At 73.5% G+C, this 17048-nt stretch carries 14 protein-coding genes; 9 read left to right on the top strand and 5 right to left on the bottom strand.

The annotated features are described in order from the left end of the window. Positions 1–4: 4 nt before the first annotated feature. Complete coding sequence (locus tag ACIBQZ_RS20345) at positions 5–1018, bottom strand: ABC transporter ATP-binding protein (RefSeq protein WP_396090283.1); 1014 nt, start codon at positions 1016–1018, stop codon at positions 5–7. A gap of 91 nt (positions 1019–1109) precedes the next feature. Between ACIBQZ_RS20345 and ACIBQZ_RS20350 the strand changes: the two genes are divergently transcribed. Together ACIBQZ_RS20350 and ACIBQZ_RS20355 are read left to right on the top strand one after the other, a co-directional pair. After that, the gene (locus tag ACIBQZ_RS20350; RefSeq protein WP_396090284.1) at positions 1110–1841 is read left to right on the top strand and encodes a FadR/GntR family transcriptional regulator; all 732 of its coding nucleotides are present in this window, start codon (positions 1110–1112) and stop codon (positions 1839–1841) included. Further along, positions 1834–2568 carry a cache domain-containing protein gene (locus tag ACIBQZ_RS20355; RefSeq protein WP_396090285.1) on the top strand — a complete coding sequence of 245 codons (735 nt, stop codon included), beginning with the start codon at positions 1834–1836 and terminating at the stop codon, positions 2566–2568. The genes ACIBQZ_RS20350 and ACIBQZ_RS20355 overlap by 8 nt, the downstream gene beginning before the upstream one ends. Here ACIBQZ_RS20355 and ACIBQZ_RS20360 read toward each other — a convergent pair. After that, positions 2544–3251, bottom strand: a complete 708-nt coding sequence (locus ACIBQZ_RS20360) for a laminin G domain-containing protein (protein WP_396090286.1) — start codon at positions 3249–3251, stop codon at positions 2544–2546. The two genes, ACIBQZ_RS20355 and ACIBQZ_RS20360, sit on opposite strands and share 25 nt — an antisense overlap. 238 nt (positions 3252–3489) lie before the next feature. On the opposite strand from ACIBQZ_RS20360, the gene ACIBQZ_RS20365 reads away from it, so the two are divergent. From ACIBQZ_RS20365 to ACIBQZ_RS20375, 3 genes are all read left to right on the top strand, one after another. After that, on the top strand, positions 3490–4698 hold the full coding sequence (locus tag ACIBQZ_RS20365) for a cytochrome P450 (RefSeq protein ID WP_396090287.1): 1209 nt from the start codon (positions 3490–3492) through the stop codon (positions 4696–4698). Positions 4699–4768: 70 nt separating this feature from the next. Further along, on the top strand, positions 4769–5593 hold the full coding sequence (locus ACIBQZ_RS20370; protein WP_396090288.1) for an SAM-dependent methyltransferase: 825 nt from the start codon (positions 4769–4771) through the stop codon (positions 5591–5593). A 202-nt stretch (positions 5594–5795) separates the two neighbouring features. Then, positions 5796–6536: a hypothetical protein gene (locus ACIBQZ_RS20375; protein ID WP_396090334.1), complete on the top strand. Its 741-nt coding sequence runs from the start codon at positions 5796–5798 to the stop codon at positions 6534–6536. A gap of 3 nt (positions 6537–6539) precedes the next feature. Here the strand turns inward: ACIBQZ_RS20375 and ACIBQZ_RS20380 are convergent, their stop codons facing one another. Both ACIBQZ_RS20380 and ACIBQZ_RS20385 read right to left on the bottom strand, forming a co-directional pair. Continuing rightward, on the bottom strand, positions 6540–8195 hold the full coding sequence (locus ACIBQZ_RS20380) for an amidohydrolase (RefSeq protein ID WP_396090289.1): 1656 nt from the start codon (positions 8193–8195) through the stop codon (positions 6540–6542). Next, on the bottom strand, positions 8188–8499 hold the full coding sequence (locus tag ACIBQZ_RS20385; protein WP_396090290.1) for an STAS domain-containing protein: 312 nt from the start codon (positions 8497–8499) through the stop codon (positions 8188–8190). Before ACIBQZ_RS20385 ends, ACIBQZ_RS20380 begins: the two co-directional genes overlap by 8 nt. Positions 8500–8682: 183 nt before the next feature. Here ACIBQZ_RS20385 and ACIBQZ_RS20390 point away from each other — a divergent pair, with 183 nt between their 5' ends. Together ACIBQZ_RS20390 and ACIBQZ_RS20395 are read left to right on the top strand one after the other, a co-directional pair. Further along, on the top strand, positions 8683–11052 hold the full coding sequence (locus tag ACIBQZ_RS20390; protein ID WP_396090291.1) for a putative bifunctional diguanylate cyclase/phosphodiesterase: 2370 nt from the start codon (positions 8683–8685) through the stop codon (positions 11050–11052). A gap of 247 nt (positions 11053–11299) precedes the next feature. Then, positions 11300–12112: a SigB/SigF/SigG family RNA polymerase sigma factor gene (locus ACIBQZ_RS20395; RefSeq protein WP_396090292.1), complete on the top strand. Its 813-nt coding sequence runs from the start codon at positions 11300–11302 to the stop codon at positions 12110–12112. Between the two features lie 30 nt (positions 12113–12142). Here ACIBQZ_RS20395 and ACIBQZ_RS20400 read toward each other — a convergent pair whose 3' ends face one another. Beyond that, a complete protein-coding gene (locus ACIBQZ_RS20400; protein WP_396090293.1) occupies positions 12143–12859 on the bottom strand; it encodes an ANTAR domain-containing protein in 717 nt (238 codons plus the stop codon). A 171-nt stretch (positions 12860–13030) separates the two neighbouring features. On the opposite strand from ACIBQZ_RS20400, the gene ACIBQZ_RS20405 reads away from it, so the two are divergent. Then, positions 13031–13744, top strand: coding sequence for a GAF and ANTAR domain-containing protein (locus tag ACIBQZ_RS20405; protein WP_396090294.1), 714 nt, complete (start codon positions 13031–13033; stop codon positions 13742–13744). 40 nt (positions 13745–13784) lie between these two features. Continuing rightward, positions 13785–17048 carry a formate dehydrogenase gene (fdh, locus tag ACIBQZ_RS20410; RefSeq protein WP_396090295.1) on the top strand — a complete coding sequence of 1088 codons (3264 nt, stop codon included), beginning with the start codon at positions 13785–13787 and terminating at the stop codon, positions 17046–17048.

Consider the following 17048-nt stretch of genomic DNA (forward strand, 5'->3'; position numbering starts at 1 on the left):
CCCTTCAGGGGCGCTCCAGGGCGACGACGTCGCCGGGCCGGATGCTGACGAGGACACGCTCGCCGCGGCGCTGGGCAGCGGTCGCGGCGCCGGCCTCGGTGTTGGCCTCGCTCGCGGTGATCCGCGGGCCGGCCTCGAGGTCGACCAGGTAGCGGGTGGTCGCGCCGAGGTAGACCACCTCGGCGATGGTGCCGGGCACCCCCGATCCGGTACGGGCCAGCCGGACCCGTTCCGGGCGCACCGCGAACGTGCCGGCCTTGCCGAGCAGCTCGACGGCCACCGGACCGGTCAGCACGGTCGAGGTGCCGACGAAGCCGGCCACGAACGCGGTGTGCGGATGCTCGTAGATCTCGGCGGCGGTGCCGACCTGGGCGACCCGGCCGTGCTCGAACACAGCGATCCGGTCGCTCATGGTCAGCGCCTCCTCCTGGTCGTGGGTGACGAAGACGAAGGTGATGCCGGCCTCGCGCTGCAGCTGCTTGAGCTCGACCTGCATCTGCTGGCGCAGCTTGAGGTCGAGCGCGCCCAGCGGCTCGTCCAGCAGCAGCACCTTGGGGCGCACCACCAGCGCGCGGGCCAGCGCGACCCGCTGGCGCTGCCCGCCGGAGAGCTGGCCCGGTTTGCGGTCGCCGAAGCCGGCCATCCGCACGCCGGCCAGCGCCTGCTCGGCCCGTTCGCGGCGCTCGGCCCGGCCGACCCGGCGGACGGCCAGGCCGTACTCGACGTTCTGGCGGACGGACAGGTGGGGGAACAGGGCGTAGTCCTGGAACACCGTGCTGACGTCGCGCTGGAACGGCGCGGCGCCGGTGACCTCGGTGCCGCCGAGCGCGACGTGGCCCGCGGTGGGCTGCTCGAACCCGGCGATCATCCGCAGCACCGTGGTCTTGCCCGACCCGGACGGGCCGAGCATGGCGAAGAACTCGCCGTCGGCGATCTCCAGGTCGACGCCGTCGACGGCCACGGTGCTGCCGAACGCCTTGCGCAGGCCGGTCAGGGTGATCGCCGGGGCAGTGGGCACGCAGGCCTCCGTCGGGGAGGAGACTGGCTGTCGTGCCGAAAACCTATGGCGTCATAGTTCAAAGCACAAGCCTCGGACAGCTGGGGGAACGATGCCGGAGCAGCGCACCCGCCGGGCGGTCTTCGCGCCGCTGACCCAGGGCGGCCGGGCCGCGGCCGTCACCCGGCGGCTGCGCGACGCCATCGTGCTCGGCGTGCTCGGCGACGGCGAGCAGCTGCCGTCCGAGGTGGAGCTCGCCGAGGCGCTCGGCGTCGCCCCGGTCACCGCCCGGGAGTCCCTGCAGACGCTGCGCGAGCTGGGCCTGGTCACCACCCGGCGGGGCCGCGGCGGGGGCAGCTTCGTGTGCGCGCCGGAGCACCCGGACGTGGTGCTGGTCCGGACCCGGCTGGCGGAGCTGTCCCTGGTCGACATCCGCGACTTCGGCGACTTCTACACCGCGATCGCGGGCGCCGCGGCGGCGCTGGCCGCCGAGCGCGCGGCCGGCGAGGACCTGGACCGGCTCCGCGAGGTCGGGGTCCGGCGCGCGACGGATCCCGGCGGCTCGCGGCGCGCCGAGGCGCAGTTCCACCTGGAGGTCGCGGCGGCCACCCAGTCGGCCCGGCTGACCCAGGAGGAAATGCGGCTGCAGGCGGAGTTCGGCCCGCTGCTGTGGCTGTCGATGGGCTCGCCGCAGGGCCGGGCCCGGTCCGAATCGGATCACCGGGCGATCGTCGCGGCGATCGGCCGGGGTGACCGGGCCCGGGCCCGGGCCTTGACAGCCGGGCACGTCGGGCGTGCGATCGACGCGGTGGTCCGCGCACGCCTGGAGGTGGTTGATGACTGAGGTCGTCACCCCGCCGGGCGCCGCCCCGGCGGCCGCCGGCATCACCGCCGAGCTGGAACGGCTCTGCGCGACGGTGCTCGACCCGCTGCTGGCGATGGCGGAGACGGTCGCCGCCGCGCTGCCGTCCGGGCGCCGGCCCCGGCTGGCGGAGCTGGACGCGGTCCGGCCGCCGGCCCTGGCGCAGCTGCGCCGCGCGGACGACCTGGTGGCCGGTTCCGGGCTGATCGCGGACCCGGCGCTCATCGTGGACGCGCCCTGGCATCTGGCCTGGTGGACCCGCGGACGCGACGGGATCACGCCGTTGCGGGTGGTGTCCGACCCGGCCCGGGACGGCTTCCGCGACTACACGGTGCTGGAGTGGTGGACGGTCCCGCACCGCACCGGCCGCCCGCACATCACCGGGCCCTACGTGGACTACCTCTGCACCGACGCCTACACCCTGACCTTCACCGTCCCGGTGCGCGGCCCGGATGCCTCGGTGGCGGGCGTCGTGGGCTCGGACGTGTACGTGGCCCGCATGGAGCGGATGCTGCTGCCGGTGCTGCGCGCCTGCGGACGCCCGGCGACCGTGGTGAACCGCACCGGCCGGGTCGTCGTGTCGACGCACCCGGCCCACACGACGGGATTCCCGATCCGGGCCCGGCCGGCCGGCTGGCTGCGGCACGACAGCCCGGCGGTCCCGTTCAGTGTGCTGATCGGAGCTCAGCGGGCGTCGATCTCCACATAGTCCAGGTCGCCGGCGTAGTAGTCGCAGCCCACGTGGATCTGGTCGCAGCCGGTCTTGCCGCCGATGCTGATCGGCCAGGAGTTCGCGATCCGGCCGGTCCAGCCGTAGCGGCGGGCCACCGTCGCGCCGTCCACGGTCAGCGTGACCCCGTTGTCCGTCCGGGCGCAGCGCACGGTGTGCCAGCGCCCGTCGTTGAGCCGCCGCGGCGAGGACACCAGGAGCTGGCCGGACGAGCCGCGGAACAGGCACTCCACGATCCCGCTGGGGATCTGCAGCTTGAAGTTGCCGCCGGAGACGGTCGCCTGGCCCTTCTGGATGATGTTGCCGAACTTGTGGGTGGTGCGCAGCCGGACCGTCACCGCGTAGTCGCGGGTGCCCGGGTCGAGCGCGTCGGCGTCGCGCACGGTCACCAGGTGGCCCGGGCGGGGCGGCGGCGAGTCGGGCCGGAGCCGGTCGAAGCGGTAGCCGATCGCGCCCCGGACGTGGGTGTCGGTGCGGACCTCGCTGCCGATCCGGCCGTGCAGGCCACGGCCGCTGCTGTCCATCATGGTCCGCGCGCCGGCGTGTTCGTCCATCTCCCACACGGCGACCGGCCGGTCCGCGGCGGCGCCGGCCGTCGCCGCCGTAGCGATCAGGACGGTTCCGGCGGTCAGGGCGACAGTCAACGAGCGGCGACTTCTCATGGCATCCTCACGCTTACCAGCAGATCGGACCATGTTAAACAGGATTAATGGTTCTAACAGCGTATTAGCTGCTGAATCGCCCAAGGGTGACCCCGGGCCGGCGCGGTGGCCCCGCACATTCCTTCGATGAACATGAATGAATGGGGTGTTGTGCGGAGGGGTCGCGCACTACTATCCGTGTCTGGCGAGTTGCTCAAAGTGTGCTGATTCCGATGGAACTCCACGGCGGGAGCGTGCGATGACAGACACCCGGCAGGTCGGTGCGGCCCGGCCGTACCCGTTCAGCGAGCCGGACCGGCTGACCCTCGATCCGCTCTACGCCGAGCTGCGCCGCCGGGAGCCGGTGACCCGGGTCCGGCTGCCGTTCGGTGAGGAGGCCTGGCTCGCCACCCGCTACCAGGACGTCAAGGTGGTGCTCGGCGACCCGCGGTTCAGCCGGGCCGCCGCGGTCGGCCGCGACGAGCCGCGGATCTCCCCCCAGCCGATCTCCGGCGGCATCATGTCGATGGACCCGCCCGACCACAGCCGGCTGCGCCGGCTGGTCGCCAAGGCGTTCACCGCGCGCCGGGTCGAGCAGCTGCGCCCGGGCACCGCCGCGATCGCCGCCGAGCTGATCGACGCGATGGTCGCCGCCGGGCCGCCGGCCGACCTCGTCGAGAGCTTCTCCACCCCGCTGCCGGTCCGGGTGATCTGCCGGCTGCTCGGCGTGCCCCCGTCCGACCAGCACCTGTTCCGGACCTGGTCGGAGGCGATCGTCTCGACCACCTCGCTGCCACCGGAAACGATCATCGAGTACCTGGGGAGCCTGCAGGCGTACATGGCCGGGCTGATCGCCGAGCGGCGCGAGACGCCGACCGACGACCTCATCGGCGCCCTGGTGCAGGCCCGCGACGAGGACAACGACCGGCTCACCGAGCAGGAGATGGTCGAGCTGGCCGCCGGGCTGCTCGCCGCCGGCCACGAGACCACGGTCACCCAGATCTCCAACTTCGTCTACGTGCTGCTGACCCACCCCGAGCAGCTCGCGATCCTGCGGGCCCGCCCGGAGCTCGTGCCGGGCGCCGTCGAAGAGCTGCTGCGGTACGTGCCGCTGGGCGCGGCGGGCCTGTTCGCCCGCTACGCCACCGAGGACCTGGAGCTGAGCGGCGTCCGGATCCGCGCCGGGGAGCCGGTGATCGCCGCGATGTCCGCGGCCAACCGGGACGCCACCGTCTTCGACGAACCGGACCGGCTGGACATCACCCGCGGGGCGGGCCCGCACCTCGGCTTCGGGCACGGCGTGCACCACTGCCTGGGCGCCCAGCTCGCCCGGATGGAGCTGCAGGTCGCGCTCGGCACCCTGCTGCACCGCCTGCCGGAGCTCCGGCTCGCGGTCGACGAGAAGCGGCTGGAGTGGAAGTCCGGCCTGCTGGTGCGGGGCCTGCGCGCGCTGCCGGTGACGTGGTGAGCCCCGCCGCGGGCGGTCACCCGATCGCCCCGGAGTCGTGAGTTGTCCGTTGTCCGTCCGGGGGCGTCCGGTGCGGCGCCGCCCGCGCATCGAGGGAGCCGCCGCCGTGGACATCCAGCCTGACGTGCCGCACTCCGCCCGGGTCTGGAACTACTGGCTCGGCGGCACCGACAACTTCCCGGCGGACCGGGCGGTGGGCGACCAGTTCGCCGCCCTGTACCCGGACATCACCGCGGTGGCGCGCAGCTCGCGCGGCTTCCTCACCCGGGCCGTCACGTTCCTCGCCGCCGAGCGGGGCATCCGGCAGTTCCTCGACATCGGCACCGGGCTGCCGACGGCCGCCGGCACCCACCAGGTGGCCCAGGCCGCGGCCCCGGACGCCCGGGTCGTGTACGTGGACAACGACCCGCTGGTGCTGGCCCAGGCCCGGGCCCTGCTGACCGGCACCGCCGAGGGCGCGACCGAATACCTGGACGCCGACCTGCACGACCCCGGCGCCATCGTCGAGCTGGCCGGCCGGCGCACGCTGGACCTGGCCGAGCCGGTGGGGCTGATCCTGATGAACATCCTCGGTCACGTCCCCGACCTCGGCGAGGCCGCGACGATCGTGCGCCGGCTGCTGGCCGCGCTGCCGTCCGGCAGCTACCTGGTCACCGCCGACGGCACCAACGTGCTCGACGGGCCGGCCTTCTCCAAGGCGATCGCGGTGTGGAACGCCAACGCGCCGCTGGCGTACCGGCTGCGCAGCCCCGCGGAGCTCGGCACGTTCCTGGACGGCCTGGAGGTGGTCGAGCCGGGCCTGGTCCCGTGCGCCGGCTGGCGGCCCGACCCGGCGGCGAGCGCGGCCGACCGGCGCCCGGTCGACGAGTACGGCGCCGTCGCCCGCAAGCCCTAGACCAGGTGTTTTGCCGCTGCGGAAGGCCCGAACGGCCGATCCGCCCGGCTGAAAGTCTGCTCGCTTTCGGGCTCCGCGGCTTGGTAACATGCCGCGGATCATGGCCAGCGTTCCGGCCGGCACGCCGGGGCCGCCGCGGGTGAAGCCGCACGTACGGAGGTCTCCTGTGACTGACAACCGGATGAAGGATCGTGTGAAGGTGATGCTCGGTACCTCGCCCGACGGCGCGACCTCGGAGCACGCGCTGGTCTCGCCCACGCCCGTGCCCGGCCTGCCGACCCAGGCGCTCCAGGTGCTGAGCATGGCCCAGCGCACCGCCGAGGAGCACGTCGGCGCCGCGCACCAGCAGGCCGACAAGATCCGTACGGACGCGCTGGCCGCGGCCGAGAACATCGCCCGGGACGCGCAGATCCACGCGCACAACGTGCGCCGCGAGGCGGACAAGGTGCTCTACGACGCCCGCGCCGGCGCCGAGCAGATCGGCCAGGAGGCCCAGGCCGCCGCCGAGGACGCCCGGCGCACCGCCGAGAAGATCGTGCTGGACGCCCAGGCCCGCGCCGACGCGATCGCGGCCGAGGCCAAGGCCAACGCCGAGCAGCTCAACCTGCAGGCCAAGCAGCGCTACGACGACGTGGTCGGCAGCCTCGGGATCAAGCGCGAGGCGCTGCAGGAGCAGATCGAGGCGCTGGAGCAGTTCGACCGTGAGTACCGCGGCCGGCTCATGACCTTCATGCAGGGTCAGCTGCGCGCGCTCTGGGTGGACCAGCCGCAGGTCGTCGGTGAGCTGCCGGCCGTCGACGACTCGGCCGGCCGGCACGGCTCCACCGACGCGGAGGCTGTCGTCCCGGCGCAGCGCCAGCCGCTGGAGGACGGTGTCGAGGGCCCGCGCGAGGCGGCCGAGGAGGACGAGACCCAGGACGAGCCGGCGCCGGCCGGGCGTTAGGAGTCACGCGTCCGGGGCGGCGTACACCCGCTCGCCCCCGATGTAGGTGAGCGCCACCGAGGCCTCGGCGATCGCCGAGGCCTCGCCGGCGAACAGGTCGCGGTCCAGCACGACCAGGTCGGCCCGGTGGCCGGCCCGCAGCGTGCCGGTGTCGTCGAGGTGGTTCACGAAGGCCGAGCCCGACGTGTACGCGGTCAGCGCGCTGACCAGGCTGAGGCGCTGCGCGGGCAGCAGCGGCCCGGCCCCGCTGCCCGGCAGCGCCCGGTTGACCGCGACGTGGATGCCCTGCAGCGGATCCGGGCTGCTCACCGGCCAGTCGCTGCCGGCGGCGAGGGTGGCCCCGGCGCGCTCCAGGTCACCGAACGGGTATTGCCGCCCGGCCAGCACCGGGTCCAGGAACGGCAGCGTGAGCACGTCCATCTGCGGCTCGTGGGTGGCCCACAGCGCCTGGATCGTCGCGGTCGCCCCCAGCCGGGCGAAGCGGGGCACGTCGTCCGGGTGCACGACCTGCAGGTGCGCCAGGTGCGGCCGGGTGTCGCGCGGGCCGTTGGCGGCGCGGGCGGCCGCGACGGCGTCCAGCGCCTCGCGCACCGCCCGGTCGCCGAGCGCGTGGAAGTGCGCCTGGAAACCGAGCGCGTCCACCGCGGTGACGTACTCGCGCAGCGCGACCGGGTCGATGAACGACAGGCCGCTGTTCGCCGTCGCGCAGCCGTGGCCGTCCCGGTAGGGCGCGGTCATCGCGGCGGTGAAGTTCTCGGCGACCCCGTCGAGCATGAACTTCACCGAGTCGCAGCGCAGCCGCCCGGCGCTGAGCACCCGGCGGTTCTCCACCAGCTCGGGGAGCTGCTCGGCGTCGCGGTCGCGGTCCCACCACAGCGCGCCGACGACCGTGGAGACCAGCGAGCCGTCGGCGGAAGCGGTGAGGTACGCGTCGGAGATGTCCGGGTAGCCGTTGCTCGCGCAGATCATCGCGTCCTGCCAGGCGGTCACGCCCAGCCGGTGCAGCAGCCGCTGGGCACGCAGCAGCCCGGCCAGCCGGTCCGCCGGGGTCACCTCCGGGATCAGCGCCTCGACCAGCGCCATCGCCCCCTCCTGGAGCCCGCCGCTGGGCGCGCCGCCGGGCTCCCGGTCGATCCGGCCGTCCGCCGGGTCCGGGGTGCCGGCGGTGATCCCGGCGCGGGCGAGCGCCGCGCTGTTCACCCAGGCGCCGTGGTGGTCCCGGTTGACCAGGTAGACCGGCCGGTCGCCGACCACCGCGTCGAGCAGCTCCCGGCCGGGCACGCCGCCGGGGAAGCTCTCCATCGACCAGCCGCCGCCGACGATCCAGCCGGATCCCGGCCGGGCCCGCGCGTACGCGTCGATCCGGGCCAGGTACTCCGCGAGGTCGGTGGTGCCGGTCAGGTCGCACTGGCCCAGCTCCACGCCGCCCATGACCGCGTGCACGTGGGCGTCCTGGAAGCCCGGCAGCAGCAGCCGTCCGCGCAGGTCGACGATCTCGGTGCCGGGCCCGGCGAGCTCGGCGACCGGCGCGCCGCCCACGGCCAGGATCCGGCCGTCCCGCACCGCCAGCGCGGCCGGCCGGCCCGTGCCGGGGGCGCCGGTGAAGATCGGACCGCCCACGAACAGCAGGTCCGGGGCGGTGGCGGGCCGCTCAGGCACCGATGAGCAGCCCGTCCAGGTTCGCCACCTCGAGCACCATGCGGACCATCGGCCCGGGCTCGCGCAGGCGCAGCGTGATGCCCTTGGCCTCGGCGGCCCGCCGGGCGGCGACCAGCATGCCGATGCCGGACGAGTCGAGGAAGGTCACGGCGTGCATGTCCACCTCGATGCGCCCGCCGGTCTTGTCCGTCACCACCCGCCGCAGCACCTCACGCACGTAGGTCGCCGTTTCGAGGTCGATGTCGCCCTCGGGGGTGACGACGACGGTGTCGCCCTGCCGTTCCACGGTGCACTCGAATGCCATGTCAGCTCTGCCTTCTGCTCGGACGACCGCTGGGCCGGTACCCATTGTCGCGGATCATCGTGCGGCGCCGCTGCGGGCCTCGGCGCCGGCGCACCCGGGCGAACCTGGCGATCGCAACCCGGCTGCACCCCGGACAGCGGAGGATGGCCTTCCGGAGACCACTGGCGAGATGAGGCGGCCGACATGGGAGCTGCGCGGGGCGCGGCGGGCAGCCACCGCAGGCGGAGCGCCGCGCCCGTTCGCCGGCTGCGGGCCTGGCCGGGTTTCCTGCTGGGTGGCGTCGCCGTGGCCGCCGGTGCGGTGGGCGTGGGCCCGGCCGGCCGGGAGGTCGGTTACGCCCTGCTGTGCCTGGGGGTGATCGGCGCCGTGATCGCCGGCGTCGGGATGCACCGGCCGGCCAAGCCCGTCGGGTGGTGGCTGCTGGCCGCCGGGGCGGGCTGCGGCGCCGTCGCCCACAGCCGGTGGGCCGTCGACCTGTGGGCGAGCGACCGGAGCCCCGGGCTGTCCTGGGCCGACTTCGTCTACTTCACGATGTACCTGCTGGTCGCCGCGGCCGTGGCGGTGCTGGCCGCGTCCCGGCTGCCCGGCGCCGCGCTGGCCGGGATGACCGAGGCGGGCGTCGTGGCGTGCACGGCCGCCGTGCTGCTCTGGGTCTTCCTGCTCGACCCCTTCATGTACGACACCAGCGGCGCGGCCGGCGTCGGGGTGCTCGCGTACCCGGTCCTGGACCTGCTCGTCCTCACCATGGCGGTCCGGCTGCTCCTCACCGCCCGGGTGCTCAGCCGGTCCCAGCAGTTCCTGCTGGCGGCCGTCGGCGTGCTCGTGGTCGCCGACCTGGCGTACTTCATCACCGCGATGACCGGCGGGCAGTGGGCCGGCTCGACCTTCAGCGCCGTCGGCTGGCTGCTGTTCCCGCTGCTGCTCGGCGCGGCCGCGCTGCACCCGTCGATGGCGCACGAGCCCGGCGCGGGAGCGGGCCGCGGCCCCGCGGGCACCGGCCGGTGGACCGCCGCCGCCATGCTGGCCGTGGTGCTGATCGGCCCGGCGGCCACCTGCTACGCGCTGCTCAAGGACATCCGCGAGGGCGACCTCGACGCGCTCGACGTGGTGCTGCCGCTGAGCGCCACCTCGATCACCGCGGCGCTGCTGGTCACCCGCCTGATCCGGGCCGGCGGCCTGGCCCAGCGGCGCGCCGCCGACCTGCAGCGGGCCCTGGACCACCAGGCCACGCTCCAGCTGCAGATGGGTCACCTGGTCCTGCACGACCCGCTGACCGAGCTGCCCAACCGCCGGTACCTGGACCGGGAGCTGCGGGCCGCCCCGGGCCGGCCGGACCCGGGCTGCCTGTTGCTGCTGGACGTCGACGGCTTCAAGCACATCAACGAGAGCCTGGGCCACCCGGTCGGTGACGCGCTGCTGGTGGAGATCGCCGAACGGCTGCGCGGCAGCGTGGGGCCCGGCGCGGTGCTCGCCCGGCTGGGTGGGGACGAGTTCGGGGTGCTGCTGCCGTACGGGGACACCGCCGCGGTGGCGGACCGGTGCGCGGACATCCTCGCCGCGGTGCGCCGCCCGGCCGATGTCCAGGGCCACCGGCTGCACGTGACCATCAGCATCGGGGTACGCCGGCTGGCCGGCCCGGCCGAGAGCGCCGACGTGCTCAGCGACGCCGACCTGGCCCTGTACGAGGCCAAGGCGACGGGCCGGGACCGGGCGGTGACCTACGACGCCGGCCTGCGCGAGCGGCAGCTGGAACGCACCGAGCTGATCGAACGCCTGCGCGACGCCCTGGCCGCCGAGCAGTTCCTGGTGCACTACCAGCCGATCGTCACGCTCGGCACCGGCGGCTTCGACGCGTTCGAGGCGCTGGTGCGCTGGTCCCCGGCGCCCGGGGAGTTCATCGGCCCGGACCGGTTCATCCCGGCCGCGGAGGACAGCGGCCTCATCGTCGCCCTCGGCGAGTGGGTGCTGCGGCAGGCGTGCCGGGACGCGGCGGTCTGGCACCGGCGGTACGGCACGGCGGTGACCGTCAACGTGTCACCCCGCCAGCTCATGGAGCCCGACTACGCCGAGACGGTGCGGCGGGCGCTGCGTGACTCCGGGCTGCCACCGGCGGCGCTGATCCTGGAGATCACCGAGGGTGTCCTGGTGGGCGCGGCGAACGAGGACGACCGCACCATCGCGCACCTGGGCGCGCTGCGCCGGGAGGGGGTCCGGGTCGCCGTCGACGACTTCGGCACCGGCTACTCGTCGCTGGCCTACCTGCGGGACCTGCCGATCGACATTCTCAAGATCGACCGGTCGTTCCTGCCCGACGGCGATCCCGGCTCGGCGCCCCGGCAGGTGTCGTTCGTCCGCACCATCGTCGACCTGGCGCACAACCTGGGGCTGGCCGCGGTGGCCGAGGGCGTCGAGACCCCGGCCCAGGTCGCGGTGCTGCGCGAGCTCGGCTGCGACAAGGTGCAGGGCTACCACTTCGGCCGGCCGGCCGGGGCAGCCGAGGCGGCGGAGGTCCTGGCGGCGGCGCACCGCCCGGCCGTGTCGGTGACCGTCTGACCCGGTTCCGGCGTTCTCCCACGAACTACCGAGAAAGGGCTCATACTTTCGGCTAGTCAGCGATCATATTTTCGGCTAGGGTCACTCCATCGGTCAAGAAGGCGCCGAGAGCACCACCCTGCGATGTCGCCATCGCGGTGCGGACTCGACGCCTCCTGCTGCCCTGATGCGTTCCTCCTGCACCGCGGTCGCCGCGCGGGTGGTCCGGAAACGGATACCCACGACGCAGTGTTCGAGAGGAATCAGCATGCAAGCATCTGTCACGAGGCCGATCCGCGTCCCGCGCCCCGCCGAGCCGCCGCTGGCGGACGAGCGCGGCGCCGACCTCATCGCCCGGCTGTCCCGGCTCGCGCCGGACGACCCGGCCCGGCCGCGGCTGCGGGACGAGACCATCGAGGCATGGCTGCCGCTGACCCGCCGGCTCGCCCGGCGCTACGCCGGCCGCGGCGAACCGCTCGACGACCTGATCCAGGCCGCGACCGTCGGCCTGATCAAGGCGGTCGACCGGTTCGACGCCGAGGTCGGCGTCGACTTCACCGGCTTCGCGATCCCCACCGTGCTCGGCGAGATCAAGCGGCACTTCCGCGACCGGGCCTGGGCCATCCGGGTGCCGCGGCGGCTCCAGGAGATGCGGATGGCGATCAGCGACGCCGGTACGGTGCTCGCCCACCGGCTGGGCCGGGCGCCCACGGTCGCGGACCTCGCCGGCTACCTGAAGGTCAGCGAGGAGGACGTGCTCGAAGGGCTGGAGGGGGCCCGGGCGTACAGCGCGACCTCGCTGTCCACGCCGGTGGGTGCCGAGGGCGGCGCGCTGGAACTCGGCGACACGCTGGGCGCGGAGGACGACGACTACGCCCGCACCGAGCTGCACCTGAGCCTCGGACCGGCGCTGGAGTGCCTCACCGAGCGCGAGCGGACGATCGTGACGCTGCGGTTCTTCGGCAACCAGACGCAGACCCAGATCGCGGCGCAGATCGGGGTGTCCCAGATGCACGTGTCCCGGCTGTTGTCGGCGGCGCTGGTCAAGCTGCGTACCCGGCTCGGCCCCGACGCCTGCTGAGCACCGCGCACCGGCCGTCCCCAAGCGGGGTCAGGAACGCGGCGTCTGCTGGGCGCGGTCCACCAGGAGCTCCGCGACGTCGCGGAGCTTGCGGTTGGTGTCCTGGGAGAGCCGGCTGAGGATCCGGAACGCCTCCTCGGCGGTGCACCGGCGCTCGCCCATGACGATGCCCTTGGCCTGCTCGATCACGGCCCGGCTCGCCATCGCGGCCTGCAGGTGCTGGGCCAGGGTGGCGGTGACGTCGTAGAGGTGGGCGTTGGCCAGGGCCACGGCCGCATACCCGGCGAAGGTCTGGGCGAGGATGATCGCGTCCTGGTCGAACGAGCCGGGCTTGGTGGCGTAGATGTTCATCGCCCCGCTGACCGTCTCGTGGATCGGCAGCCCGATCGACAGGGAGCTGTGCACCCCGGCGTCCACCGCGCACGTGGTCCACCGGGGCCAGCGGGTCTCGCTGGTCATGTCCGGCAGGGAGAGGCTCGCACCGGACACCGACGCCTCCAGGCAGGGGCCCTCACCCTGCTCGTACTGGCAGTCGTCCAGGGTGAGGGCCAGGTCGCCGGTGAACGCGGCGGTGTACGCCCCGGTGCCCCGGATCAGCGTCACCGAGACCTCGTCGGCGCCGGGAACGGTGCGCCGCGCCAGCCCGGCGATCGTGGTGAGCACGCCGTCGATGTCGGTCTCGCTGAGCTTGATCCGGCCGAGCTCGGCGAAGGCGTCGGTCGGATCCAGCGGTGGTGTGTCGGTCATGAGCTGCGCGTCCCGGAGAGTTCGACGAGCCTGCCACGGACATCCAGGGTAGCCGGGGCCCCGCTCCGCGGCAGGCCGGCGCGTCCGGCCGAACGCCGGGCCGGGCCGCCGGGGCGGGCTCGGCTATCATCGCTGCGAGCCACCGGCGCCCCCGGGCGTGGGCGGCCGTCCATGGCTCACCACCCCATCGATCCCTCCTCCGCGTTCGCCGAGTTCGGGCGGATCAAGCTCGGCGAGACCGGCGTCGACGGCGTGCTCACCCGCGTCGCCGAGCTCGCCCGGGGCACGCTGCCCGGCGCCGACGAGGTCTCCATCACCCTGGTGCGCGACGGCCGGCCGTGGACCGCCGCGTCCACCGGCGAGATCGCCCTGCACCTCGACGAACAGCAGTACGCGGGCAACGCGGGCCCGTGCCTGCAGGCAGCCGCGGAGAAGACCACCGTGTCGGTCCCGGACACCGCCTCCGACACCCGCTGGGACGGCTGGGCGGCGCAGGCCGCGGCGGCCGGAGTGGGCAGCGTGCTCTCCGTCGGGCTGCCGATCGTCGAGAGCGTCAGCGGCGCGGTGAACAGCTACGGCCGCCCGGCCCGGGCCTTCGACGACGACGCGATCCGGCTCGCCCAGCGGTTCGCCGGCTACGCGACGGTGGCCCTGGCCAACGCCCATCTGCACGCCAGCACCGCCGACCTGGCCCAGCACATGCAGGCGGCGATGGCGAGCCGGGCCGTGATCGAGCAGGCCAAGGGCATCATCATGGGCGAGCGCCGGTGCTCCGCCGACGCGGCCTTCGCGATCCTGACCAGGATCTCCCAGGATTCCAACCGCAAGGTCCGCGACGTCGCGGCGGCCCTGGTGGACCGGGTCGCGGGCGGCTCGGCGCCGTGAGCCGTGCGGTGCGCCGGGCGGTCGGCTAGGGTCGATCATCATGGGCGTCCGCACCTGGATCCGCGACTGGCCGGTCTACCGGCAGCTGACCGGCACCGACCCGCTGGGCCGGGGCGCCGCCGCGCAGTCGGACCGGTCCCGGTCGCTGACCGCCCGCACCGAGACCGCCGACTCCGTGGCCCGTTCGGTGTGCCCGTACTGCGCGGTCGGCTGCGGGCAGCGGATCTTCGTCAAGGACAACCAGGTCGTCCAGATCGAGGGCGACCCGGACAGCCCGATCTCCAAGGGCCGGCTCTGCCCCAAGGGTTCGGCCAGCAAGAGCCTGGTCACCAGCGACCGGCGCCAGCAGAAGGTGCTCTACCGCCGGCCGTACGGCACCGACTGGGAAGAGCTGGACCTGGACACCGCGATGGAGATGATCGCGGACCGGGTGCTCGCCGCCCGGGAGCAGACCTGGCAGGACAGGGACCCCGACGGCCGCCCGCTGAATCGCACGATGGGTTTCGCGAGCCTCGGCGGCGCCACGCTGGACAACGAAGAGAACTACCTGATCAAGAAGCTCTTCACCGCCATGGGCGCCTTGCAGATCGAGAACCAGGCGCGGATTTGACACTCCGCCACCGTTCCCGGTCTGGGAACCAGCTTCGGCCGTGGCGGGGCCACCGGATTCCTCCAGGATCTGGCTAACGCCGACTGCATCGTCATCCAGGGTTCCAACATGGCGGAGGCCCACCCGGTGGGCTTCCAGTACGTGCTGGACGCGAAGAAGCGCGGCGCGAAGATCATTCACGTCGATCCCCGGTTCACCCGGACCAGCGCGCTGGCGCACACCTACGTGCCGGTGCGGGCCGGCGCCGACATCGCGTTCCTGGGCGGGATCGTCAACTACATCCTCAGCAACAACAAGGACTTCCGGGAGTACGTGGTCGCGTACACCAACGCGTCCATGATCGTCAGTGCGGAGTTCCAGGACACCGAGGACCTGGACGGGCTGTTCTCCGGCTACGACACCGAGCACCACACCTACGACCAGAAGAGCTGGGCGTACGAAGGTCAGCAGGAGGACGAGGCCGCCACCCAGGACGAGGGCGAGTCGCACGTCGACCGGGAGACCGCCGCGGGCCTGGAGCAGGAGTCGCACGGCCCGCCGGTGCCCGCCGACGTGCCCCGCGACCCGACGCTGCAGCACCCGCGCTGCGTCTACCAGGTGCTCAAGCGGCACTACGCCCGCTACACCCCCGAACTCGTCGAACGCGTCTGCGGCGTGCCGCAGGACAAGTTCCTGGAGGTCTGCGAGGCCTGGACGGCGAACTCGGGCCGCGAGCGCACCACCGCGCTGGTCTACTCGGTGGGCTGGACCCAGCACAGCGTCGGCGTGCAGTACATCCGCACCGGCGCGATCATCCAGCTGCTGCTGGGCAACATGGGCCGGCCCGGCGGCGGCGTGCTGGCGCTGCGCGGGCACGCCAGCATCCAGGGCTCCACCGACATCCCCACCCTGTTCAACCTGCTGCCCGGCTACCTGCCGATGCCGCACGTGTCCCAGCACGAGACGTTCCGGCAGTGGGTCGACGAGATCCGGCACCCGGACCAGCAGGGCTTCTGGGCCAACGCGGAGTCGTACGCGGTCAGCCTGCTCAAGGCCTACTGGGGCGACGCGGCCACCGCCGACAACGACTGGGGCTACGGCTGGCTGCCCCGGCTCACCGGCGACCACGGCACGTACCAGCAGGTCCTCGACATGATCGACGGCAAGATCAAGGGGTACTTCCTGCTCGGGCAGAACCCGGCGGTCGGCTCGGCGCACGGCAAGGCCCAGCGGCTGGGCATGGCCAACCTGGACTGGCTGGTGGTCCGCGACCTGTTCATGATCGAGAGCGCCACGTTCTGGAAGGACAGCCCGGAGGTGGCCACCGGCGAGATCGTGCCGGCGGAGTGCCGCACCGAGGTCTTCTTCCTGCCGGCGGCGTCGCACGCGGAGAAGGAAGGCACCTTCACCCAGACCCAGCGGATGCTCCAGTGGCGCGAGAAGGCCCTCGACCCGCCGGGCGACTGCCGCTCCGAGCTGTGGTTCTTCTACCACCTCGGCCGCATCGTGCGGGACCGGCTGGCCGGCTCGACCCTGACCCGCGACCAGGGCATCCGCAACCTGACCTGGGACTACGAGCTGACCGGCGAGCGCGGCGACGAGCCCAGCGGCGAGGACGTGCTCCGGGAGATCAACGGCTATGACCTCGCCACCGGCGCGCCGCTGCCCGGCTTCACCGCGCTCAAGGCCGACGGCTCCACCGCCTGCGGCTGCTGGATCTACTCCGGCGTCTACAAGGACGGCGTCAACCAGGCGGCGCGCCGCAAGCCCGGGTCCGAACAGGACTGGGTGGCCCGCGAGTGGGGCTGGGCGTGGCCGGCCGACCGGCGCACGCTCTACAACCGCGCCTCCGCCGACCCCGACGGCAACCCGTGGTCCGAGCGGAAGAAATACGTCTGGTGGGACGCCGAGGCCGGCGAGTGGACCGGCTACGACGTGCCCGACTTCGAGAAGACCAAGCCACCGGGCTACCGGCCGCCCGAGGGCGCGAGCGGCGTCGAGGCGATCTCCGGCGACGACCCGTTCATCATGCAGGGCGACGGGAAGGGCTGGCTCTACGCGCCCAGCGGGCTCATCGACGGCCCGCTGCCCACCCACTACGAGCCGGTCGAGTCGACGGTGCGCAACCCGCTCTACACCCAGCAGGCCAACCCGACCCGCAAGGTCTACGAGCGCCCCGACAACCTGACCAACCCGAGCGCGCCCGACGTGCACTCGGCGGTGTTCCCGTACGTCTTCAGCACCAGCCGGCTCACCGAGCACCACACCGCCGGCGGGATGAGCCGGCAGCTCGCGTACCTGTCGGAGCTGCAGCCGGAGATGTTCGTCGAGGTCTCGCCGGAGCTGGCCGCGGAACGCGGCCTGGCACACCTGGGCTGGGCGCACATCGTGACTGCCCGGGCGGCGATCGAGGCCCGGGTGATGGTGACCGACCGGCTCGCCCCGCTGCGCGTCGACGGCCGGATCGTGCACCAGCTCTGGCTGCCCTACCACTGGGGCGGCGCGGGGCTGGTCACCGGCGACTCGGCCAACGACCTGATCGGCATCACGCTGGACCCGAACGTGCTCATCCAGGAAAGTAAGGTCGGCACCTGCGACATCCGGCCCGGCCGCCGGCCGACCGGCCCGGAGCTGCTGGCGTACGTGCACGACTACCGAGTCCGTGCCGGGCTGGTGCCGGACCGCCACCCTCCGATGCTGACCGGGGACGATTGA

This window comes from Actinoplanes sp. NPDC049599 (assembly GCF_044465625.1).
GTDB lineage: Bacteria > Actinomycetota > Actinomycetes > Mycobacteriales > Micromonosporaceae > Actinoplanes.